At 61.6% G+C, this 20,019-nt stretch carries 21 protein-coding genes; 13 read left to right on the plus strand and 8 right to left on the minus strand.

Annotated elements, in window-relative coordinates:
- Positions 1–329: 329 nt before the first annotated feature.
- Both hemH and ODQ19_RS26075 read right to left on the minus strand, forming a co-directional pair.
- Positions 330–1,355 (minus strand): ferrochelatase, encoded by a 1,026-nt coding sequence (gene hemH, locus ODQ19_RS26070; protein ID WP_116668025.1) that lies wholly within the window; start codon positions 1,353–1,355, stop codon positions 330–332.
- A 14-nt stretch (positions 1,356–1,369) separates the two neighbouring features.
- On the minus strand, positions 1,370–2,269 hold the full coding sequence (locus ODQ19_RS26075) for a TIGR01777 family oxidoreductase (RefSeq protein ID WP_014716850.1): 900 nt from the start codon (positions 2,267–2,269) through the stop codon (positions 1,370–1,372).
- A 212-nt stretch (positions 2,270–2,481) separates the two neighbouring features.
- Between ODQ19_RS26075 and ODQ19_RS26080 the strand changes: the two genes are divergently transcribed.
- The 12 genes from ODQ19_RS26080 (at position 2,482) to ODQ19_RS26135 (ending at position 12,471) form a co-directional block, all read left to right on the plus strand.
- A complete protein-coding gene (locus ODQ19_RS26080) occupies positions 2,482–3,468 on the plus strand; it encodes an NAD(P)/FAD-dependent oxidoreductase (protein ID WP_330211614.1) in 987 nt (328 codons plus the stop codon).
- Positions 3,465–3,680 carry a TIGR02450 family Trp-rich protein gene (locus ODQ19_RS26085; RefSeq protein ID WP_116668027.1) on the plus strand — a complete coding sequence of 72 codons (216 nt, stop codon included), beginning with the start codon at positions 3,465–3,467 and terminating at the stop codon, positions 3,678–3,680. Before ODQ19_RS26080 ends, ODQ19_RS26085 begins: the two co-directional genes overlap by 4 nt.
- A 112-nt stretch (positions 3,681–3,792) precedes the next feature.
- Positions 3,793–4,752 (plus strand): YbgA family protein, encoded by a 960-nt coding sequence (locus tag ODQ19_RS26090; protein ID WP_330211615.1) that lies wholly within the window; start codon positions 3,793–3,795, stop codon positions 4,750–4,752.
- A 3-nt stretch (positions 4,753–4,755) separates the two neighbouring features.
- Positions 4,756–5,685: a MerR family transcriptional regulator gene (locus ODQ19_RS26095; RefSeq protein ID WP_116668029.1), complete on the plus strand. Its 930-nt coding sequence runs from the start codon at positions 4,756–4,758 to the stop codon at positions 5,683–5,685.
- Positions 5,686–7,128: a deoxyribodipyrimidine photo-lyase gene (gene phrB / locus ODQ19_RS26100; RefSeq protein ID WP_330211616.1), complete on the plus strand. Its 1,443-nt coding sequence runs from the start codon at positions 5,686–5,688 to the stop codon at positions 7,126–7,128. It begins immediately after the preceding gene.
- Positions 7,121–7,543, plus strand: coding sequence for a nuclear transport factor 2 family protein (locus ODQ19_RS26105; protein ID WP_330211617.1), 423 nt, complete (start codon positions 7,121–7,123; stop codon positions 7,541–7,543). The genes phrB and ODQ19_RS26105 overlap by 8 nt, the downstream gene beginning before the upstream one ends.
- On the plus strand, positions 7,540–8,322 hold the full coding sequence (locus ODQ19_RS26110; protein WP_116668032.1) for an SDR family NAD(P)-dependent oxidoreductase: 783 nt from the start codon (positions 7,540–7,542) through the stop codon (positions 8,320–8,322). The genes ODQ19_RS26105 and ODQ19_RS26110 overlap by 4 nt, the downstream gene beginning before the upstream one ends.
- On the plus strand, positions 8,319–9,566 hold the full coding sequence (locus ODQ19_RS26115; RefSeq protein WP_330211618.1) for an NAD(P)/FAD-dependent oxidoreductase: 1,248 nt from the start codon (positions 8,319–8,321) through the stop codon (positions 9,564–9,566). The genes ODQ19_RS26110 and ODQ19_RS26115 overlap by 4 nt, the downstream gene beginning before the upstream one ends.
- Positions 9,563–10,372, plus strand: coding sequence for a DUF1365 domain-containing protein (locus tag ODQ19_RS26120; protein WP_330211619.1), 810 nt, complete (start codon positions 9,563–9,565; stop codon positions 10,370–10,372). The genes ODQ19_RS26115 and ODQ19_RS26120 overlap by 4 nt, the downstream gene beginning before the upstream one ends.
- Entirely contained in the window at positions 10,359–11,630 is a 1,272-nt protein-coding gene (locus ODQ19_RS26125; protein WP_116668035.1) for an SAM-dependent methyltransferase, read from the plus strand. Before ODQ19_RS26120 ends, ODQ19_RS26125 begins: the two co-directional genes overlap by 14 nt.
- A complete protein-coding gene (locus ODQ19_RS26130) occupies positions 11,623–12,114 on the plus strand; it encodes a DUF2878 domain-containing protein (protein WP_330211620.1) in 492 nt (163 codons plus the stop codon). The genes ODQ19_RS26125 and ODQ19_RS26130 overlap by 8 nt, the downstream gene beginning before the upstream one ends.
- 54 nt (positions 12,115–12,168) lie before the next feature.
- The gene (locus ODQ19_RS26135; RefSeq protein ID WP_003188364.1) at positions 12,169–12,471 is read left to right on the plus strand and encodes a YkgJ family cysteine cluster protein; all 303 of its coding nucleotides are present in this window, start codon (positions 12,169–12,171) and stop codon (positions 12,469–12,471) included.
- A 141-nt stretch (positions 12,472–12,612) separates the two neighbouring features.
- Here ODQ19_RS26135 and ODQ19_RS26140 read toward each other — a convergent pair whose 3' ends face one another.
- The 6 genes from ODQ19_RS26140 to hemA all read right to left on the minus strand — a co-directional run bounded on the left by ODQ19_RS26140 (position 12,613) and on the right by hemA (position 17,978).
- Positions 12,613–13,131, minus strand: coding sequence for an acyloxyacyl hydrolase (locus tag ODQ19_RS26140; RefSeq protein WP_014716838.1), 519 nt, complete (start codon positions 13,129–13,131; stop codon positions 12,613–12,615).
- A gap of 111 nt (positions 13,132–13,242) precedes the next feature.
- Positions 13,243–14,037 (minus strand): glutamate racemase, encoded by a 795-nt coding sequence (murI, locus tag ODQ19_RS26145; RefSeq protein ID WP_330211621.1) that lies wholly within the window; start codon positions 14,035–14,037, stop codon positions 13,243–13,245.
- Positions 14,030–14,785, minus strand: a complete 756-nt coding sequence (locus ODQ19_RS26150; protein WP_116668039.1) for a molybdopterin-synthase adenylyltransferase MoeB — start codon at positions 14,783–14,785, stop codon at positions 14,030–14,032. The genes murI and ODQ19_RS26150 overlap by 8 nt, the downstream gene beginning before the upstream one ends.
- Positions 14,779–15,609 carry a peptide chain release factor N(5)-glutamine methyltransferase gene (gene prmC, locus ODQ19_RS26155; RefSeq protein ID WP_116668040.1) on the minus strand — a complete coding sequence of 277 codons (831 nt, stop codon included), beginning with the start codon at positions 15,607–15,609 and terminating at the stop codon, positions 14,779–14,781. Before prmC ends, ODQ19_RS26150 begins: the two co-directional genes overlap by 7 nt.
- Positions 15,610–16,692 carry a peptide chain release factor 1 gene (gene prfA, locus ODQ19_RS26160; RefSeq protein ID WP_116668041.1) on the minus strand — a complete coding sequence of 361 codons (1,083 nt, stop codon included), beginning with the start codon at positions 16,690–16,692 and terminating at the stop codon, positions 15,610–15,612. It lies immediately after the preceding gene.
- Positions 16,689–17,978, minus strand: coding sequence for a glutamyl-tRNA reductase (gene hemA / locus ODQ19_RS26165; RefSeq protein ID WP_003188356.1), 1,290 nt, complete (start codon positions 17,976–17,978; stop codon positions 16,689–16,691). Before hemA ends, prfA begins: the two co-directional genes overlap by 4 nt.
- Before the next feature lie 316 nt (positions 17,979–18,294).
- Here hemA and ODQ19_RS26175 point away from each other — a divergent pair, with 316 nt between their 5' ends.
- Positions 18,295–20,019: a tetratricopeptide repeat protein gene (locus ODQ19_RS26175; protein WP_330211622.1), complete on the plus strand. Its 1,725-nt coding sequence runs from the start codon at positions 18,295–18,297 to the stop codon at positions 20,017–20,019.

Raw genomic sequence — 20,019 nt, forward strand, 5'->3', positions numbered from 1 at the left:
GCGCCATGGATGGCGCGTGGCGGCGGCCCACGGATTCAAGCCTGCGTTCGGGCACACCGAGCCTAGGCGAGGTGCCGAGTGGTGGGGCGAGGACCTTTTGGTTACTTTTGGGTCCTTCCAAAAGTGACCCGCTGTTGAGCGGAACCCTAGGTGGCCGTTACCGCAGCAATGGATATGTACACAATCCAACTGTGTTGACTGCCAGGCCGCCTTCGCGAGCAAGCCCGCTCCCACAGGTTGATCGCGGGGGGTCAGGTAGAGAAGCGTCGGTTGGCAGGCCGCCATCGCAGGCAAGCCAGCTCCCACAATTGGATCACCCCAGGCCTCGATTACAAGGCAACCGGCGCCCGTTCGCACAGGGTATTAAGGGCCGCCGCCCAGTGCGGCTCATCATTCAGGCAAGGCACCAACACCAACTCCTCGCCCCCCGCTTCACGAAATTGCTCGCGACCGCGATCGCCAATTTCCTCCAACGTCTCAATGCAATCGGCGACAAACGCCGGGCACATCACCAGCAGCTTCTTCACGCCTTGCTGGGCCAATGCCTCAAGGCGCGCCTCGGTGTAGGGTTCGATCCACTTGGCCCGGCCCAGGCGGGACTGGAACGCCACCGACCATTTACCCTCCGGCAAGCCCAGCCGCTCGGCCACGTCCCGCGCCACGCTGAAGCACTGCGCGCGATAACAGGTGGCAAGCACTTCAGGGGATGCGTTCTTGCAACAGTCAGCGTCCTTGAAGCAGTGCTGGCCGGTAGGGTCGAGCTTGGTCAGGTGACGCTCAGGCAAGCCATGGAAACTGAGCAGCAAGTGATCGTAATCCTGCTCCACATAAGCGCGCACACTCGCCGCCAGCGCATCGAGGTACTCAGGCTGATCGTAGAACGGTTGCAGGATCGAAAACTGCACATTCAGTTGCTTGTCGCGCACCACCCGCTTGGCTTCCTCTATCACCGTGGTGACAGTGCTGTCGGCAAACTGCGGGTACAACGGCGCCAGTGTAATTTTTTGAATACCCTGGGCGGCCAGGCGCGTCAGGACCGTTTCCAGGGACGGCTCGCCGTAACGCATCGCCAGTTCCACCGGGCCCTGGGTCCACTGCGCGGTCATTTGCTGTTGCAGGCGGCGGCTCAGCACCACCAGCGGCGAACCCTCGTCCCACCAGATCGACGCATAGGCATGGGCCGATTGCTCGGGGCGCTTGATCAGGATCAGCGACACCAGCAAGCGCCGCACCGGCCACGGCAAGTCGATCACATAAGGGTCCATCAGGAACTGATTGAGGTAGCTGCGCACGTCGGCCACTGAAGTGGACTTTGGCGAACCCAGGTTGACCAGTAACAACGCGTGATCGGTCATGCAACATCCTATCTTTAGAGGCGGCTGGACAAGTCGTCCAGAGCCGCACGCAACTCAGTGAACTGGAAAGTGAAACCTGCGGCCTGCAGCCGTTCAGGCAAAGCCTTTTGCCCGCCCAGCAACAAGCCGGACAACTCACCCAGGCCAACCTTCAACGCAAATGCCGGCATCGGCATGAACGCCGGGCGGTGCAGCACCTGGCCCAGGGTCTTGGCAAATTCGCGGTTACGCACCGGGTGTGGCGCGCAGGCATTATAAGGACCGTTGGCGTCTTGCTTGTGCAGAAGAAAATCAATCAGGGCGATTTGATCCTTGATATGTACCCAGGGCATCCACTGCCGTCCATTGCCAATCGGCCCGCCCAGCGCCAGTTTGAACGGCAGCAGCAGGCGCGACAAAAAGCCGCCCTCGGCAGACAGCACCAACCCCGTACGCACCAGCACCACGCGAATGCCCAAGGCTTCGGCACGCTGGGCGGTTTCCTCCCAGGCGATACACAACTGGCTGGGGAAATCATCCAGTACCGGGCCGCTGGCTTCGGTCAGTTCGCGCTCGCCGCCGTCGCCGTACCAACCCACCGCAGAACCGGAGATCAGCACCGCCGGTTTTTGCTCCAGGCTTTCCATCCAGGCCAGCAAGGTTTCGGTGAGGTGAATGCGACTGTTCCACAGCAACGCCTTGCGCTTGTGGGTCCAAGGCCGGTCGGCAATAGGCGCGCCTGCCAGGTTGACCACCGCGTCCACCGCGCCAATCACCTCTTGTAGGCGAGCCACCCCGAGCACCTGCGCACCGCAGACCTGGGCGACCGTTTCCGGTTGCCGGCTCCACACCGTCAGGCGATGGCCTTGTGCGAGCCAGTGCTTGCAGAGTTGGCGACCGATCAAGCCGGTACCGCCGGTCAGCAAAATATGCATGGGACTCTCCTCATGTAACGTTCGCCGCCGCTCACTGGTCTATTTTATAAGCAGGGATCAATTTGATAATTGAGCGTGACGAGGGTTCAAGCCTTAGCTTAACCATAGGTCACGCCACGCAATCAGGCACGCCAAAACTTATACCAAAAAACAATATTGTACAGCTATTGGTGTCGGCGTAGTCTGTACCCAACGGTAAAACGAGGCCTTCCATGACTGTTCCCATCGCGATCATTGGTACCGGCATCGCCGGTCTCTCCGCCGCCCGAGCGTTACAAGACGCCGGGCACGCAGTACAACTCTTCGATAAAAGCCGCGGCAGCGGTGGCCGCATGTCCAGCAAGCGCAGCGATGCCGGCGCGCTGGACATGGGTGCGCAATATTTCACCGCCCGCGACCGGCGCTTCGTCAACGAAGTGCAGCGCTGGCAGAGCAACGGCTGGGCCGAGCAGTGGAAGCCGCAGTTGTATAACTTCAAGTCCGGCCAACTGACGCCCTCCCCCGATGAGCAGATCCGCTGGGTCGGTACGCCGCGCATGAGCGCCATCACTCGCGCCCTGCTCGACGACTTACCGGTGGAGTTCGGTTGCCGCATCACCGAAGTCTTCCAGGGTACGCAGCACTGGAACCTGCTCGACGCGGACGGCGGCAATCACGGCCCTTTCAGCCATGTGATCATCGCCACGCCGGCTCCCCAAGCCACCGCCCTGCTGGCCGCCGCGCCCAAGCTGGCGAGCGCTGCGGCCGGGGTGAAAATGGACCCGACCTGGGCCATCGCCCTGGCGTTCGACAAGCCCCTGGGTACGCCGATGGAGGGCTGCTTCGTGCAAGACAGCCCCCTCGACTGGCTGGCGCGCAACCGCAGCAAGCCCGGGCGCGACACCACCCTCGACACCTGGGTGCTGCACGCCACCAGCGCCTGGAGCAAGGCCCACCTGGACCTGCCCAAGGAAGCGGTGATCGAACACCTGCACGGCGCCTTTGCCGAATTGCTGCACAGCGCCATGCCCGCGCCGTCGTTCAGCCTGGCGCATCGCTGGCTCTACGCACGCCCATCGAACAGCCATGAATTCGGCGTGCTGGCCGACGCCGACCTGGGCTTGTTCGTCTGTGGCGACTGGTGCCTCTCCGGCCGGGTGGAAGGTGCCTGGTTGAGTGGCCAGGAAGCGGCGCGACGCTTGATCGAGCACCTGCAATGAACCGCATCAACCCTGCCAAACTGCTGCTGTCAAAATGGACGGCAGCTCATCCTCGCCACAAGGAAAAACACTTCCTGGTCACCGAATTGTTCCGTGACGAAGAGGGCACGGTGCTGGACATCGAACTGCAGGCCATCCTCACCCGGCGCGCCGAACGCCTGCCCTGGCAGACCCTGAAAAACGCTGAGGACTGGCAAATCGGCTGGAAATAACGCAACCGCACAAACCTGTACAAATTATTTGACTTGTACAACATCGAGCCTATGATGAGATTTAGTTGTACAAGATTTTTAGCTTGTACAGGATTCTTGCAGAGGTTTGCTTATGTCCAGCCACGTGAAACCGAAGATCGCCATCAGCGCCTGCCTTCTGGGTGAGAACGTGCGCTTCAATGGCGGTCATAAACAGTCCCTGCTATGCAGCCAGACCCTCAGTGACTATTTCGATTTTGTCCCGTTGTGCCCTGAAGTTGCCATCGGCCTGGGCATTCCTCGGCAAGCGATCCGCCTGGTCGGCGACCCCAACCAACCGCAGGCCGTGGGCAGCGTAAACCCTGCGCTCAATGTCACTCAGCCACTGGACGACTACGGCCAGCAAATGGCCCGGGAACACACTGACCTGTGCGGCTACATCTTTATGCAGAAATCACCGTCGTGCGGCCTGGAGCGGGTCAAGGTGTACCGCGACAACGGCACGCCCGTCGACGGTGGCGGGCGCGGTATTTACGCCCAGGCGTTTTGTGCGCGTCACCCTAACCTGCCGGTGGAAGAAGACGGTCGCCTGAACGACCCGGTGCTGCGGGAAAACTTCCTCACCCGCGTATTCGTGTACGCCAGTTGGCAGCAACTGTTGGCCGACGGCCTTACCCGTCACCGCTTGCTGACGTTTCACTCGCGCTACAAGTACCTGCTGATGGCCCATAGCCCGGCGCATTACAAAAGCCTGGGCCACTTGCTCGGCAGCATGGGCCAGGGCATTGACCTGCAAGCCCTGGCCGACGGCTATTTCAGCGAACTGATGGCGGGCCTGAAAAAATGCGCGACTCGCGGTACCCATACCAATGTGCTGCAACACATCAGTGGCTACCTCAAGCAGGCCATCAGTGCCGATGACAAACAGGAAATGCAGACCGTCATCGGCCAATACCGCCACGGCATCGTGCCGCTGGTGGTGCCGCTGACCCTGCTCAAGCACCACTTTCGCCAACACCCGGACCGCTACATCGCGCAGCAGGCCTACCTGCAACCGCACCCGGAAAACCTCAGCCTGCGTAATGCGATCTAACCCATGAAACCTGCCCTGCTCGACGAACCCGGCGAAGACATCGCCCACGCCCTGGAAAACGGCTGGCTGCCAATCCGCGAGGTGGCGCGCCAGACCGGCGTGAATGCGGTGACGCTGCGCGCGTGGGAGCGCCGCTACGGCCTCATCGTGCCCCAGCGCACGCCCAAGGGGCATCGGTTGTTCAGCGCCGAACACGTGCAACGCATCCAGGCTATCCTCACCTGGCTCAATCGCGGCGTGCCGGTCAGCCAGGTCAAAGGCCTGATCGACTCCGCCCAAGGCAGCACGGCGCCGATGGAAAACGAATGGCAGAGCCTGCGCCAGCACTTGGTGAGTGCCATCAGTGAACTGGCCGAGCGCCGTGTCGATGACGCGTTCAACCAGGCCATGGCGCTCTACCCGCCACGCACCTTGTGCGAGCAATTGATGCTGCCGCTGCTCAACGAGCTGGAACAACGCTGGCAGGGCCAGTTCGGGGCGCAGATGGAGCGGGTGTTCTTCCTGTCCTGGCTGCGCAGCAAGTTCGGCGCACGGATCTATCACAACAATCGTCAACTGCACGGCGCACCGCTGTTGCTGGTCAATCATTCCGACCTGCCCCTGGAACCCCACCTGTGGCTCAGCGCCTGGCTGGCCAGCAGTGCCGATTGCCCGGTGGAAGTGTTCGATTGGCCACTGCCGGTCGGCGAACTCGCCCTGGCGGTGGAACACCTGCAACCACGTGCGGTGCTGCTGTATTCGAGCAAGGCGTTGCAGGTGCCGGCACTCAGCAAACTGCTGGGCGGCATCCGTTGCCCAACCGTGATTGCCGGACCAACGGTGTGCATCCACCACGCCGAGTTGGGCGTATTAACCCAGGACATCCCTGAGTTGTCCGTGGCCGAGGACCTGTTGGCGGCCCATCAATTATTGATCCAGCGTGGAATTGTCTGAATGCATCTGATCTGGCTGCGCACCGACTTGCGCCTGCACGACAACACTGCCCTGGCAGCCGCGAGCCAGCGCGGCCCCGTCGCGGCTGTTTACCTGATCACGCCCGAGCAATGGCAGGCGCATGATGACGCGCCGTGCAAAGTCGATTTCTGGCTGCGCAACTTGCAGCACCTGAGCCAGGCACTGGGCAACCTCAACATCCCGCTGTTAATCCGCCACGCCGCGACCTGGGACCAGGTGCCGACGGTACTGAGCCAACTGTGCCGCGAGCTGTCGGTGGAGTCGGTACACGTCAACGAGGAGTACGGCATTCACGAAACCCGCCGCGACAGCGCCGTGGCCCAGGCCCTGGAAGCAGACGGCGTGACCTTCCACAGCTACCTGGACCAACTGTTTTTCCAGCCGGGTAGTGTGCTGACCAAGACCGGGACCTACTTCCAGGTGTTCAGCCAGTTCCGCAAGGTCTGCTACAGCCGCCTGCACAGCGCCCTGCCCCGCGTGGTGCCGACGCCAAAGGCCCAGGCCGGACTTGGCGTGAAGAGCGACCCTGTGCCGAGGGCAGTCGAAGGGTTCCCAACACCCAGCGAAACCTTGCGTGCCCTCTGGCCCGCTGGCGAAGACGAGGCGCGCCGTCGCCTCGATGCCTTCGCCGATCAGCAGATCAGCTATTACAAGGATGAACGCGACTTCCCGGCCAAGCCCGGCACCAGTCAGCTTTCTGCCTACCTGGCCGCCGGAGTGGTTTCGCCGCGCCAGTGCTTGCACGCCGCGCTGCAAACCAACCAGGGCGAGTTCGAAAGCGGCGACATCGGCGCCATCACCTGGATCAACGAGCTGCTGTGGCGCGAGTTCTACAAACACATCCTGGTCGGCTACCCACGGGTTTCCCGCCACCGCGCGTTTCGCCCGGAAACCGAAGCGCTGGCCTGGCGCAAGGCGCCCGAAGACCTGGCCGCCTGGCAACAGGCGCGCACCGGCTTGCCGATCATCGACGCGGCCATGCGCCAACTGCTGGAAACCGGCTGGATGCACAACCGCCTGCGCATGGTGGTGGCGATGTTCCTGACCAAAAACCTGCTGATCGACTGGCGCGAAGGCGAGCGCTTCTTTATGCGCCACCTGATCGACGGGGATCTGGCGGCCAACAACGGCGGCTGGCAGTGGAGTTCGTCCACCGGCACCGACTCGGCGCCGTATTTCCGGATATTCAGCCCGCTGAGCCAATCGGAAAAATTCGACGGCGACGGCGTGTTCATCAAACGCTGGCTACCGGAGCTGGCCACGCTGAATAAAAAACAAGTGCACAACCCCGAAGCGGTGGGCGGCCTGTTCGGCGTGGCGGATTACCCGCGTGCCATCGTCGATTTGAAACAGTCTCGCGAGCGCGCCTTGGCCGCATTTCGCCGGCTGCCTTCGCGCCAGGAGATGGCCGAACATGAGTGACTTCCTGCGCCAATTCGCCCACATCTTCGCCACGCTGGATAAGCACAACCTGCACCTGCTCGGCAGCCTGTACAGCGAGGACATCGCCTTTGCCGACCCCCTGCATGAAGTCCAGGGCCTGCCAGCGTTGCGGCGTTACTTTGCCGACTTGTACAGCAACGTCAGCGAGCTGCATTTTGACTTCCACGGCTTCGATACCGTGGCCGAAGGCGAGGGCTACCTGCGCTGGAGTATGCGTTTTCGTCACCCACGCCTGGCCGGCGGCCAGATGATCGAGGTGCCAGGCTGTTCCCATTTGATGTGGCACGACAAGGTTTACCGCCATCGCGACTATTTCGATGCCGGCGCCCTGCTCTATGAACATGTCCCCCTACTGGGTCGCGTTATTCGTTGGCTGAAAAGGAGAATGGGATGAGCCTTACACCGCCCCGTCGTTATTGGCTGACCGGCGCCAGCAGTGGTATCGGTGCGGCGCTGGCCGTGGAGTTGCTCGCCAGCGGCGCCCACGTGGCCCTCAGTTCCCGCACCCAAGGCCCGCTGGATGCCCTCGCCCTTCGATATCCAGGCCAGGTGCTGGTGGTGGCCGGCGATCTGACCAACAGCCAGACCGTGCGCGAGATCGGTGAGCGTATCAGCGAGGTCTGGGGTTCGCTGGACACGGTGATCCTCAACGCCGGCACCTGTGAATACGTGGACGCCCGGCAATTTGATGCCTCGATCATCGAGCACGTGGTGCGTACCAACCTGCTGGCCAGCAGCTATTGCATCGAGGCCGCGCTGCCGTTGTTGCGCGCCGGGCGTACCCCGCATCTAGTGGGCGTGGCCAGTGCCGTGACCTACCTGCCCATGCCCCGCGCCGAAGCCTACGGCGCGTCCAAGGCCGGCCTGCGTTACCTGTTCGAATCCCTGCGTATCGGCCTGTCGCCGGAAAGCATCGATGTCACTGTGATCAGCCCAGGCTTCGTCGACACGCCGCTGACCGAGCGCAATGATTTCCCGATGCCCCTGAGCTGGCCGGCCGACAAAGCCGCGAAACACATCTTCGCCAAGCTGGAAAAACGCCCGCTGGAAATCGCCTTTCCGGCCTTGTTCATCGCCACTTTATGGCCGCTGTCGAAGCTGCCCAACCGCGCGCAACTGATCATCGGCAAACGCATGCTGCGCAGCCCGCCGCCGAGGAAGGACGACCTGTGAAGATCGCCATTATCGGCAGCGGCATCGCCGGCCTGACCAGCGCCTACCTGCTCAGCCGTCGCCATGACATTACGCTGTTTGAGGCCAGTGACTGCATTGGCGGGCATACCCATACGGCCAACGTGACGGTCGACGGCAAAAGCTATGCGGTAGACACGGGCTTCATTGTGTTCAACGACTGGACCTACCCGAACTTCATCCGTCTGCTGGAGCAGATCGGGGTCAGGTTCAAACCCACCGAGATGAGCTTTTCGGTGTGTGACCAAAGCACTGGCTTTGAGTACAACGGCAACAACCTCAACAGCCTGTTTGCCCAGCGCCGCAATATCCTGTCGCCGGGGTTCTGGGGCATGTTGCGCGATATCCTGCGCTTCAATCGCCAGGCGCCCCTGGACTTGCAAGAGCAGCGCATCAGCGCCGACATGACCTTGGGCGATTACCTCACCGCCGGCGGCTATGGGCCGCGGTTTATCCGGCATTACATCGTGCCGATGGGCGCGGCCATCTGGTCGATGTCCCTGGCCGATATGCTCAAGTTTCCGCTGCAGTTTTTTGTGCGTTTCTTCAAGAACCACGGCTTGCTCTCGGTGAGCAACCGCCCGCAATGGTGTGTGATCGAAGGCGGCTCCAGCCGTTATATCGAGCCCCTGACCCGCAGCTTTCGCGAACAGATACGGCTCAACTGCCCTGTGCATAAGGTGCAACGCAGCGAAGAGGGCGTGGTTATCCACAGCCCGGCCGGCAGCGAAACCTTCGACCGCGTGGTGTTCGCCTGCCACAGCGATCAGGCCCTGGCCTTGCTCGACGACCCCAGCCAGGCCGAACAGCAGATCCTCGGTGCCCTGCCCTACGCCGACAACGACGTGGTGCTGCACACCGACACACGCCTGCTCCCCGACCGCAAACTGGCCTGGGCCAGCTGGAACTATCGGCTGACGGGCAACACGCAACAACAAGCCGCCGTCACCTATGACATGAACATCCTGCAAGGCATCGACAGCGCCACTACCTTTTGCGTCAGCCTCAACCAGACGCCGACGATCAATCCGCTGAAGATCCTGGCGCGCTACACCTACGCCCATCCGCAATACAGCCTGGCCGCAGTCGCCGCACAGGCACGCTGGGAAGAATTGAACGGCGTGCGCAATACCTTTTACTGCGGGGCCTACTGGGCCAACGGTTTTCACGAAGATGGCGTGGTCAGCGCTCTGCGCGTGGCCCAGGCTTTTGGGGAAACCCTGTGAACAGCGCTCTGTACAGCGGCTGGATCGCCCATCGCCGGTTTACGCCCAAGGCCCACGCCTTTCGCTACCGCATCGGCCTGTTGTACCTGGACCTCAGCGAAGAGGATGACGTACTGGGGCTCTCGCCGCTGGCCGGCACGGGTCGCCTGGCGCCTTTCGGTTTTCGCCAGCAGGATTACCTGCGTGAACTCACGCGCCACGGCATGAGCTTGAGCGATGCTGTGCGCTACGAAGTCGGCAAGGCCCTGGGGCATACACCCCAGGGCGCTATCTGCCTGCTGACCCAGGCCCGCAGTTGGGGCCTGGCTTTTAACCCGGTGAGTTTCTTCTACTGCTTCGAGGCTGACGGGCAACTGGCCGCGATCCTGTGTGAAGTGACCAACACCCCATGGCGCGAGCGCTATCACTACGTGCTGCCTGCCCAGGCACTGGGCGCCGATGAGCACCAGCATTTCGCCGTGGCGAAGGCCTTCCATGTGTCGCCGTTTTTGCCTCGCGACCTGGAATACCGCATGAGTTTCAGTCCGCCCGCCGCCAGGCTCGGCGTGCACATGGCCGATTGGCAGGGCACGCAAAAAGTCTTCGACGCCACCTTGAGCCTGGAAAAACAGGCACTGAGCCGCGCCAGCCTGCATCGCTATTTGTGGCACTTTCCCTGGATGACCGCCAAGACCGGCCTTGCGATCTACTGGCAAGCCTTGCGCCTGCTGCTCAAACGCACACCGATTTTTTCCCACCAGGGCGCCGATGGCGCCTCTCGCACCGCAGTCGGGTATACCAAGGATCGCCACCATGAAATCCCCTAGCTTATCGGTCAAGGCTAACCGCCTGAACGTCAACGGCATGACCGCTGCGCTATTGCGCAAAGGCGTTTTGCGCCAGCTCAGCCAATTGCGCCATGGCCAGTTGGTGATCATTGAGGATGGCGAGCGGCAAGTCTTCGGCGCACGGGAAGCGCACCTGCTGGGCGAGATCCAGATTCTCGATGCGGCGGTATGGGGGCTGGTGGCGGCCAATGGCTCGATCGGCGCCGGCGAAGCGTTTATCCATGGTTACTGGACCAGCCCCGACCTCACCGCCGTGGTGCGGGTGATGGTCAGCAACCTGGAGGTGCTCGACGCCATGGAGGGTGGCCTGGCTCGCCTGGCCCGGCCGTTTACTCAGGGCCTGCACTGGCTCAACCGCAACACACGTAAAGGCTCGCAAAAAAACATCGCTGCCCATTACGACCTGGGCAACGACTTGTTCGAAGAATTTCTCGACCCCACCATGATGTACTCGGCGGCACAGTTCCTCACGCCTGATGACACCCTGGAGCAAGCACAGCTGAACAAGTTGGCGCGCATCTGCCAGAAACTGGCGCTCAAGCCCAGCGACCACCTGCTGGAAATCGGCACCGGCTGGGGCAGCATGGCGTTGTATGCCGCGCAGCATTACGGCTGTCGGGTCACCACCACGACCTTGTCCAAGGAACAGTTCGCCTACACCGCCCAGCGTATCGAGGCACTGGGCCTGCAAGAACAAGTGACCGTGCTGCTGCGCGATTACCGCGACCTCTGCGGCGAGTACGACAAGCTGGTGTCGATCGAAATGATTGAAGCGGTGGGCCATCGTTTCCTGCCCACCTATTTCAAACAGTGTGCCCAGTTGCTCAAGCCCGACGGCCTGATGCTGCTGCAAGCCATCACCATTCGTGAACAGCGCTTTGAACAGGCCAAGCGCAGCGTCGACTTTATCCAGCGCTACATCTTCCCCGGCGGCGCGCTGCCCTGTGTGCAAAACATGCTGCAGATCGTCAGCCGCGACACCGACATGAACCTGCTGCACATGGAAGACTTCGGCCTGCACTACGCCCGCACCCTGCGCCTGTGGCATGAGAACTTTCGCCGCGCCCATGGCCGTCTTGCGGAACTGGGTTATGACGAATACTTCCTGCGCCTGTGGGAGTTTTACCTGTGCTACTGCGAAGGCGGCTTCATGGAGCGCACCATCGGCACCGCACAGTTGCTGCTGGCCAAACCGGCGGCAATCAATCCGCCGCTGCTCGGGCGTTTCAGTGCTTAAACCCCTGGCCAATGCCGTGCTGTTTCAGTGCGGCTGGTTTGCCTGCGTGCTCGGCGGCGATAGCCGTTGGCTGCTAATTGGTATCGCGGCGCTGGGCGTCCATCTTCTGTGGATAAGTTCATGGACCAGAGAGGGGCAAGTGATTCTGGCCGTGACGGTGCTGGGCACCCTGGTCGATACGGCACTGCGCGGGCTCGGCGTGTTTGAGTTCAATACACCGGGGCCATTGATTCCGCTGTGGCTGATACTGTTATGGGCCTTGCTGGCCACCACCTTGCTGCACTGCCTGGCCTGGAGCGCACACCCCTGGTGGCTGGCCAGCCTGCTAGGCGCGGTGGGCGGGCCGTTGTCTTATTACGCCGGCAGTCAATTGGCAGGCGTGAGTTTTGCGTACGGCACCACCCCAACATTGATCGGCCTGGCGCTGTTATGGGCCATGCTCTTTCCGCTGTTGCACGGGGTTGCGCAGAGGCTGGAACACTGACGCCCGTCCGAGCATTCATACGCGTCTAGCGCACTTGCCTTACACTGCGCGCCTATGACCAACATCCCTCACATTCAAATCACCGAACCCGTCACCTGCTCGACGTGCGCGGCCTGTTGCTGCCAACTGGAAGTCATGCTGATCACCGACACCGGCGTGCCGCAACGCTTTATCGATACCGACGATTGGGGAGGTGAGGTGATGCTGCGCCTGGACGACGGCTGGTGCGCAGCGCTGGACCGCGACACGATGATGTGCACGATCTATGAGCTTCGGCCGTTGATTTGCCGGGAGTTCGAGATGGGTGCGCCGGAATGCCTTGAAGAGCGCGAGGGTATTACCACGGCCTACCGCTGACCCCGAACTCCGTGATGATCACGGGCTTGTGTGGGAGCGGGCTTGCTCGCGAAGGCGGTGGGGCAGTCTAGGCATGTGCTAGCTGATACACCGCTTTCGCGAGCAAGCCCGCTCCCACAGGGGGGCCAAGTGTTCTTGAGATTAGAGCGGCATGGTGTAGTGCAGCGAGTAGCTCTCTACCCCATCGTTATTGCTGCTGATGCCAGCATTGGAATAATGCGTGGCACGAATGCCCACTTCATGTCCGCCGTTGAACCGCAGGCCGAAACCCAGGCGGTCTTCGAACTGAAAGGACTGGCCGATGTTGTTGTCTTCCAGCCGAGTGCGGGAGAACAACGCCACGCCGATACCGGCTTCGATGTAGGGCTTGACCGACTCGCCGGCAAACTCATACACAAATACCGGCGAGAACGACAGGCTGCTGGCGCCTGCACGGTCGTCCCCTTCCCAATAGGTATAGGCGCCGCTCCAGTAGCCGGTCAGTCGGCCGACATTGCTCTGCATCCAGCTTTTGTCCCAATCGGAGGTCAGGCCCAGGCGGTAGGTCAGCGTCGAATCGCTGGTGCTCCCCAAGCCGAACTCCAGGCCGGCGGCCTGGGCTGAAACAGAGTGTCCCAACATAGCGGCCGCAATCGCAGCCAAACAGAACAAGCGCTTCATGTGAAACGTCCTTTGCAAACGGAATAATTGGGTTATGTACAGGCTAACGGGCTATAGAAGCCGACGCATAGCCAGAAGTTCAGCTTTTTTCAGTGTTATTTCACGAAATTTTCACGAGCCAAAGCTTCGCACAACTCCAGGATGTTTCCAAAGTGTCGGTAGGATATTTCTTAGGTGACACAGATCGCCGCTGGTCCAGAACTGTGCAGGTTCAGGTTCGCCAACGGCCAGCAGGTCGCGCTCACCCAGCAAGCGCTTGAGCTGGCGCGCCACGGCGGCGCCGGTATCAATGAGGATGATGCTGGGGGGCAGCATCTGCGCCAGGAGTGGCTTGAGGAAGGGGTAATGAGTGCAACCCAGGATGATGGTGTCGCAACCGGCGCTAAGCAGCGGCTCAATATAGCCTTGCAGCAGGGTGTGCAAGGCGGGGCTGTTGAGGTCGCCGGCTTCAATCAGCTCCACCAGGCCCGGGCACGGCTGGGTAATCACCCGCACATCGGTGGCAAAACGGTCGAGCAAGGCGGCGAACTTGGCGCTTTGCAGTGTGCCCGTAGTGGCAAGCACACCCACCACGCCACTGCGCGTGGCCGCGGCAGCAGGTTTGACCGCAGGCTCCATGCCTACCAGTGGCCAGTCGGGGTAGTCCTGGCGCAGATCGGCCACCGCGGCGACCGTCGCCGTGTTGCAGGCAATCACAAAGGCCTTGGCGCCCCGCTCGCGGAAAAACTCAGCGACCGAGCGAGAACGTTCAAGAATGAACGCCGGGGTTTTCTCGCCATAGGGAATGTGCCCGCAGTCCGCCACGTACAGCAGTGACTCGTGGGGCAATAAGTGCTGGATTTCTTCCAGCACCGTGAGGCCGCCGATGCCGGAATCGAACACACCAATAGGCGCGCCCTTAACCATGCTGTGTCCCGCAGACGCTGCAACCGGGGTCGCGCTTGACGCGCAACTCGCGAAAACGCGTGGTCAGCGCATCGATCAGCAACAGGCGCCCCACCAACGGCTCACCAAAACCGGCCAGCAGCTTCAAGGCTTCCAACGCTTGCAGGCTGCCAACGACCCCCACCAACGGCCCGACGACGCCGGCTTCGCTGCAGGTCAGTTCAGTGTCGCTGCCGTGCCCGTACAAACAGTGGTAACAGGGGCTGTCGGCGCGACGGGGGTCGAATACCGACAACTGCCCCTCAAGGCGAATGGCCGCGCCACTGACCAACGGTTTGCCAGCGGCGACGCAGGCCGCGTTGACCGCCTCGCGGGTAGAGAAGTTGTCGCTGCAATCGAGCACCAGGTCCACTGCGTTCACCGCAGCAGCCAGCGAGTCGGCATCCAGCGCAGCGCGATGGGCGACCAGGGTGACTTCAGGGTTGATCGCCCTCAGACGCCCCATGGCCGAATCGACCTTGGTCTGCCCCACGCTGTTAGTGTCATGGATGATCTGGCGTTGCAGGTTGGTCAAATCGACTGTATCGAAATCCGCCAGGTGCAATTCGCCCACCCCAGCAGCGGCCAGGTAAAGCGCCACCGGAGCGCCCAGGCCACCCAGGCCGACAATCAACGCGCGGCTTTGCTTCAGGCGTAATTGGCCGTCGATGTCGACAGGCTGCAACAGAATCTGCCGGCTATAGCGCAACAGCTCCTGGTCGGTCAGCACGGGCGGCGCCCCAAGGTGATGCGTTCGTGACCGCCGAGGTCAATGCGGCTATGTACGCCTTCGAAACCCTGGTTCAGCAACAATTCACGCACGGCCTGGGCCTGGTCGTAACCGTGCTCGAGTAACAGCCAGCCCCCGTCGTTCAGGTGGCCAGGAGACTCTGCAATGATCAGGCGCAAGTCGTCCAGACCATCGTGCCCCGCCACCAGCGCACTGGCCGGTTCGAAGCGCACATCGCCAGCCACCAGGTGCGGGTCATTGTCGGCAATATAGGGCGGGTTGCTGATGATCAGGTCGAAGCGGTGGCCTTGCAGGGCGCTGAACCAATGGCTGTTGAGCACCGTCGCGTTAGTGAGGTGCAGGCGTTGACGATTGCGCTCGGCCAGGGCCACGGCCTCCAGCACACGGTCGACCGCCGTGACCTGCCAGGCCGGACGTTCGCTGGCCAGGGCCAAGGCGATGGCGCCGCTACCGGTGCCCAGGTCCAGGACCTGGGCGGGCGTGGCGGGCAGCAATTGCAGGGCAGCTTCCACCAGCAATTCAGTTTCCGGGCGCGGGATCAGGGTGTGCGGTGCTACTTCCAGGTCGAGTTTCCAGAAGCCTTGCTGGCCGAGGATATACGCCACCGGCTCGCCGCTGCGGCGGCGCTGCAGGTAGCCGGCAAAGGTCAGGGCGTCTTCGCTGCTGACGATCTTTTCCGGCCAGGTATGCAGGTAGCTGCGCGATTTGCCCAGGGCAGCGGCCAGCAGCAACTCCACGTCCAGGCGCGCCGTCGGCGAGTCGGGCAGGTCAGCGGCGCGCAGCAGGCTGGCAATGATGGTCATTTAGTCACCTATCGCCGCCAGTTGATCGGCCTGATATTCGGCGAGCAACGGCTCTATCACCGCATCCACGCCACCGGCGAGAATGTCGTCGAGGGAGTACAGGGTGAGGTTGACCCGATGGTCGGTAACCCGGCCTTGGGCAAAGTTGTAGGTGCGGATACGCTCGGAGCGGTCGCCGGAGCCCACCAGCAGCTTGCGTTCGCTGGCAATTGCGTTGGCCGCGGCGCTGGTCTGCTGGTCGTTCAACTTGGCCGACAACCAGGACATGGCCCGTGCACGGTTCTTGTGCTGGGAACGTTCTTCCTGGCACTCCACCACAATGCCAGACGGCAAGTGGGTGATACGGATCGCCGAGTCGGTCTTGTTAACGTGCTGGCCACCCGCGCCGGATGAGCGGTAGGTGTCGACGCGCAGGTCCGCCGGGTTGATCTCGATCGTTTCCTGTTCGTCCGGCTCAGGCAACACCGCGACGGTGCACGCCGAGGTGTGGATACGGCCTTGGGATTCTGTCGCCGGCACCCGCTGTACGCGGTGCGCACCGGACTCGAACTTCAGCTTGCCGTAGACGTTGTCGCCTTCAACCCGGGCGATGACTTCTTTATAGCCGCCGTGCTCGCCTTCGTTCTCGGAGAGGATCTCCACGCGCCAACCGCGACGCTCGGCATAACGCGAATACATGCGGAACAGGTCGCCGGAAAAAATCGCCGCTTCGTCGCCACCGGTACCGGCGCGGATTTCGAGGAACACGTTGCGTCCGTCGTTAGGGTCCTTGGGCAGCAACATGCGTTGCAGGTCACCCTCAAGCTCGGCGAGTTTTTCCTTGGCTTCGCGGACTTCTTCCACGGCCATTTCGCGCATGTCCGGGTCGCTGTCCTTGAGCAGGGCCTGGGCGCCTTCGAGGTCGACCTGGACTTTCAGCAGGTTTTTATAGGTGGCCACAATGGGCTCAACTTCGGCGTATTCCTTGGAATAGGCACGGAATTTGGTTTGATCGGAAATGACCTCGCCATCGCCGAGCAAGGCGGTCAGTTCTTCGAAACGGTCCTGGAGCACGTCCAGTTTATTGAGCAGTGACGCTTTCATTGCGGTTTTTTATCCGAAGAGCTGTCTGACGCGCCCTCACCGAGGGCAAAGAGTTCCTGGGCCATGGCCAGCGCATCGAGGCGGCCTTCGGCGGTAAGCTTTTTCAACTGGACGCTGGGCGCGTGAAGCAGTTTGTTGGTCAGGCCACGGGCCAATTGCATCAGCACCTCTTCGGCGCCGCTGCCATTGGCCAGCATGCGCTGGGCCTTGAGCAACTCTTCATCACGCAGGCGTTCACCCTGCTGACGATACGCCTTGAGCACATCCACTGCCGCCAGTTCACGCAGGCGCACCATGAAATCTTCGGCGCCGGTGCTGACCATTTCCTCGGCGGCCTGGGCGGCCCCCTGACGGCTCTTGAGGTTTTCAGCGACCACTTCATGCAGATCATCGACGCTATAGAGGTAAACGTCGTCCAACTCGCCGACTTCGGGCTCGATATCCCGGGGAACGGCGATATCCACCATGAAGATCGGCTTGTGCTTGCGCAGCTTCAACGCGCTCTCGACCGCGCCCTTGCCCAGAATCGGCAATTGGCTGGCGGTGGAACTGATGACGATATCACTGCGTACCAGTTCAGCGGGAATGTCCGACAGCAGCACCGCATGCGCACCGAACTGCTCAGCCAGAATGCTGGCGCGCTCCAGGGTGCGGTTGGCGACCACGATGCGCTTTACGCCAAGGTCGTGCAGGTGACGGGCCACCAGGGTGATGGTTTCCCCAGCGCCGATCAGCAGGGCCTGGCTGCGCTGCAAGTCGCTGAAAATCTGCTTGGCCAGGCTCACAGCGGCAAAGGCCACGGACACCGGGTTTTCGCCGATGGCCGTATCGGTACGCACTTGCTTGGCGGAATTAAAGGTGGCCTGGAACAGGCGGCCCAGCAACGGGCCGACGGTGCCGGCCTCACGCGCCACGGCGTAGGCGGACTTCATCTGGCCGAGAATCTGCGGTTCACCCAACACCAGCGAATCGAGACCGGCCGCCACACGCATCATGTGACGAACTGCCGCATCCTCTTCATGCACATAAGCGCTGGCGCGCAGGTCATCGAGGCTCAAATGGTGATAATCGGCCAGCCAGCGCAGCACCACATCCGCCGAGAGATGTTCCTGCTCTATATAGAGCTCGCTGCGATTGCAGGTCGAAAGGATCGCAGCTTCGCGGCTGTCGGTGAGCCGGCAGAGCTGCTGCAGGGCCTCAACCAACTGCTCTGGCGTAAACGCCACGCGCTCGCGCACGTCTACGGAGGCAGTCTTGTGGTTAATACCGAGTGCGAGGAAGGCCATTCAATATCGCTGATGATGTCGGGAAGCCGACAATTGTCCTACTTCGAAAGATCCAGAACAACCACCGTCGTCTATTGTCCCTATACCTTATGCCTATCAATGCACTTTTGTAGAAGCGAGCTTGCTCGCGAAAATCGTCAACGATAACGCGGTAAGCCTGGCGCCCAGCGGCGCTCTCAGGTTTTTCGCGAGCAAGCTCGCTCCTACAAAGGAAAGGCAAAAGGCAGCAATAGTCGTATTCCGAGTGCCCCGGTTATGTTTGGCCGAAGGCTTGTGTCATGATGATCCGACCGCAGGTTAGTCGTCCTCTTCCTATATGAATAGATCTTCCGCGTTGCTCCTCGCTTTTGTCTTCCTCAGCGGCTGCCAGGCCATGGCACCCGTGTCGCCGGACGCTACGTCGCCGGTGGAAGACAGCACTCCCGCCCCTGAAAAGCCCAAGGTTTATTCCTCGTTCAGTGAAGAAACGATCTACAGCCTGCTGACCGCTGAACTGGCCGGCCAGCGCAATCGCTTCGATATTGCGCTGGATAATTACGTGACCCAGGCCATCAATACCCAGGACCCGGGGATTTCCGAGCGAGCGTTTCGCATCGCCGAATACCTGGGCGCCGACCAGGCAGCGCTGGACACCTCGCTGATCTGGGCCAAAAACGCCCCGGATGACCTGGAAGCACAGCGCGCCGCAGCCGTGCAACTGGCGCGTGCCGGGCGCTATGACGACTCCATGGTCTATATGGAGAAGGTTTTGCAGGGCAAGGGCGACACGCATTTTGACTTTCTTGCGCTGTCGGCCGCCGACACCGACCAGGACACGCGCAATGGCCTGATGAAGAGTTTCGATCGCCTGCTGCAAAAGCACCCGAAGAACAGCCAGTTGATTTTCGGCAAGGCCCTGCTGCTGCAACAGGACGATGAAGCCGACGCCGCGCTCAAACTCCTGGAACAGAACCCGCCGGAAGAAGGCGAAATCGCGCCGATCCTGTTACGTGCACGCCTGCTGCAAAGCCTTAACCGCGGCAAGGAAGCGATTCCGCTGCTGGAAAAAAGCATCAAGAAATACCCAGGCGACAAGCGCCTGCTCCTGACCTATGCACGCATGCTGGTTGAGCAGGATCGTATGGAAGACGCCAAAGTGCAGTTCGCCAACCTGGTCCAGCAATACCCGGACGACGACGAACTGCGTTATTCCCTTGCACTGGTGTGCCTGGAAGCCAAGGCCTGGGACGAGGCCAAGGGCTACCTGCAAGAACTGATCGAACGTGACAGCCACGTGGACTCGGCGCACCTGAACCTGGGCCGCATCGCTGAAGAGCGTAACGACCCGCAGGCGGCCCTGCTTGAGTATGCCCAGGTCGGCCCCGGCAATGACTACCTGCCCGCCCAGTTGCGCCAGGCCGACATCCTGATGAGCAATGGCCGCACCGACGAAGCGGAAAAACGCCTGGCCGCAGCCCGCGATGCCGAGCCGGACTATGCCATCCAGCTGTACCTGATCCAGGCCGAGACCTTATCGGCCAACAAGCAGGGCGAACGCGCCTGGAAGTTATTGCAACAGGCGTTGCTGCAATACCCCGACGATTTGAACCTGCTGTACACCCGCGCCATGCAGGCGGAAAAACGCAATGACCTGGCGCAGTTGGAAAAAGACCTGCGCCTGATCATCAAGCGTGACCCGGACAACGCCATGGCCCTTAACGCCCTGGGCTACACCTTGTCCGACCGCACAACGCGCTACGTTGAAGCCAAGGCGCTGATCGAACAAGCCCACGCGCTCAACCCGGAAGACCCGGCCGTACTCGACAGCCTGGGCTGGGTGAATTACCGACTGGGCAACCTCGACGAGGCCGAGCGCTTGCTGCGCCAGGCACTTGAGCGTTTCCCGGACCAAGAAGTTGCCGCACACCTGGGCGAAGTGCTCTGGGCCAATGGCAAGCAGCGCGAAGCCCGACAAATCTGGGAAAAATTCCTCAAGGAACAACCCGACAGCCCCATCCTGCGCAGCACCATCAAGCGCCTGACCGGATCCGAGACCCTTTAA

This window comes from Pseudomonas sp. AM4(2022) (assembly GCF_036346515.1).
Lineage (GTDB): Bacteria > Pseudomonadota > Gammaproteobacteria > Pseudomonadales > Pseudomonadaceae > Aquipseudomonas > Aquipseudomonas paracarnis.

What these genes read in the sequence shown, in the direction of transcription:
- hemH (WP_116668025.1), bottom strand. Translation starts at nt 1,355, where the DNA reads ATGACCGATCACGCGTTGTTACTGGTCAACCTGGGTTCGCCAAAGTCC.
- ODQ19_RS26075 (WP_014716850.1), bottom strand. Translation starts at nt 2,269, where the DNA reads ATGCATATTTTGCTGACCGGCGGTACCGGCTTGATCGGTCGCCAACTC.
- ODQ19_RS26080 (WP_330211614.1), top strand. Translation starts at nt 2,482, where the DNA reads ATGACTGTTCCCATCGCGATCATTGGTACCGGCATCGCCGGTCTCTCC.
- ODQ19_RS26085 (WP_116668027.1), top strand. Translation starts at nt 3,465, where the DNA reads ATGAACCGCATCAACCCTGCCAAACTGCTGCTGTCAAAATGGACGGCA.
- ODQ19_RS26090 (WP_330211615.1), top strand. Translation starts at nt 3,793, where the DNA reads ATGTCCAGCCACGTGAAACCGAAGATCGCCATCAGCGCCTGCCTTCTG.
- ODQ19_RS26095 (WP_116668029.1), top strand. Translation starts at nt 4,756, where the DNA reads ATGAAACCTGCCCTGCTCGACGAACCCGGCGAAGACATCGCCCACGCC.
- phrB (WP_330211616.1), top strand. Translation starts at nt 5,686, where the DNA reads ATGCATCTGATCTGGCTGCGCACCGACTTGCGCCTGCACGACAACACT.
- ODQ19_RS26105 (WP_330211617.1), top strand. Translation starts at nt 7,121, where the DNA reads ATGAGTGACTTCCTGCGCCAATTCGCCCACATCTTCGCCACGCTGGAT.
- ODQ19_RS26110 (WP_116668032.1), top strand. Translation starts at nt 7,540, where the DNA reads ATGAGCCTTACACCGCCCCGTCGTTATTGGCTGACCGGCGCCAGCAGT.
- ODQ19_RS26125 (WP_116668035.1), top strand. Translation starts at nt 10,359, where the DNA reads ATGAAATCCCCTAGCTTATCGGTCAAGGCTAACCGCCTGAACGTCAAC.
- ODQ19_RS26135 (WP_003188364.1), top strand. Translation starts at nt 12,169, where the DNA reads ATGACCAACATCCCTCACATTCAAATCACCGAACCCGTCACCTGCTCG.
- ODQ19_RS26140 (WP_014716838.1), bottom strand. Translation starts at nt 13,131, where the DNA reads ATGAAGCGCTTGTTCTGTTTGGCTGCGATTGCGGCCGCTATGTTGGGA.
- murI (WP_330211621.1), bottom strand. Translation starts at nt 14,037, where the DNA reads ATGGTTAAGGGCGCGCCTATTGGTGTGTTCGATTCCGGCATCGGCGGC.
- prmC (WP_116668040.1), bottom strand. Translation starts at nt 15,609, where the DNA reads ATGACCATCATTGCCAGCCTGCTGCGCGCCGCTGACCTGCCCGACTCG.
- prfA (WP_116668041.1), bottom strand. Translation starts at nt 16,692, where the DNA reads ATGAAAGCGTCACTGCTCAATAAACTGGACGTGCTCCAGGACCGTTTC.
- hemA (WP_003188356.1), bottom strand. Translation starts at nt 17,978, where the DNA reads ATGGCCTTCCTCGCACTCGGTATTAACCACAAGACTGCCTCCGTAGAC.
- ODQ19_RS26175 (WP_330211622.1), top strand. Translation starts at nt 18,295, where the DNA reads ATGAATAGATCTTCCGCGTTGCTCCTCGCTTTTGTCTTCCTCAGCGGC.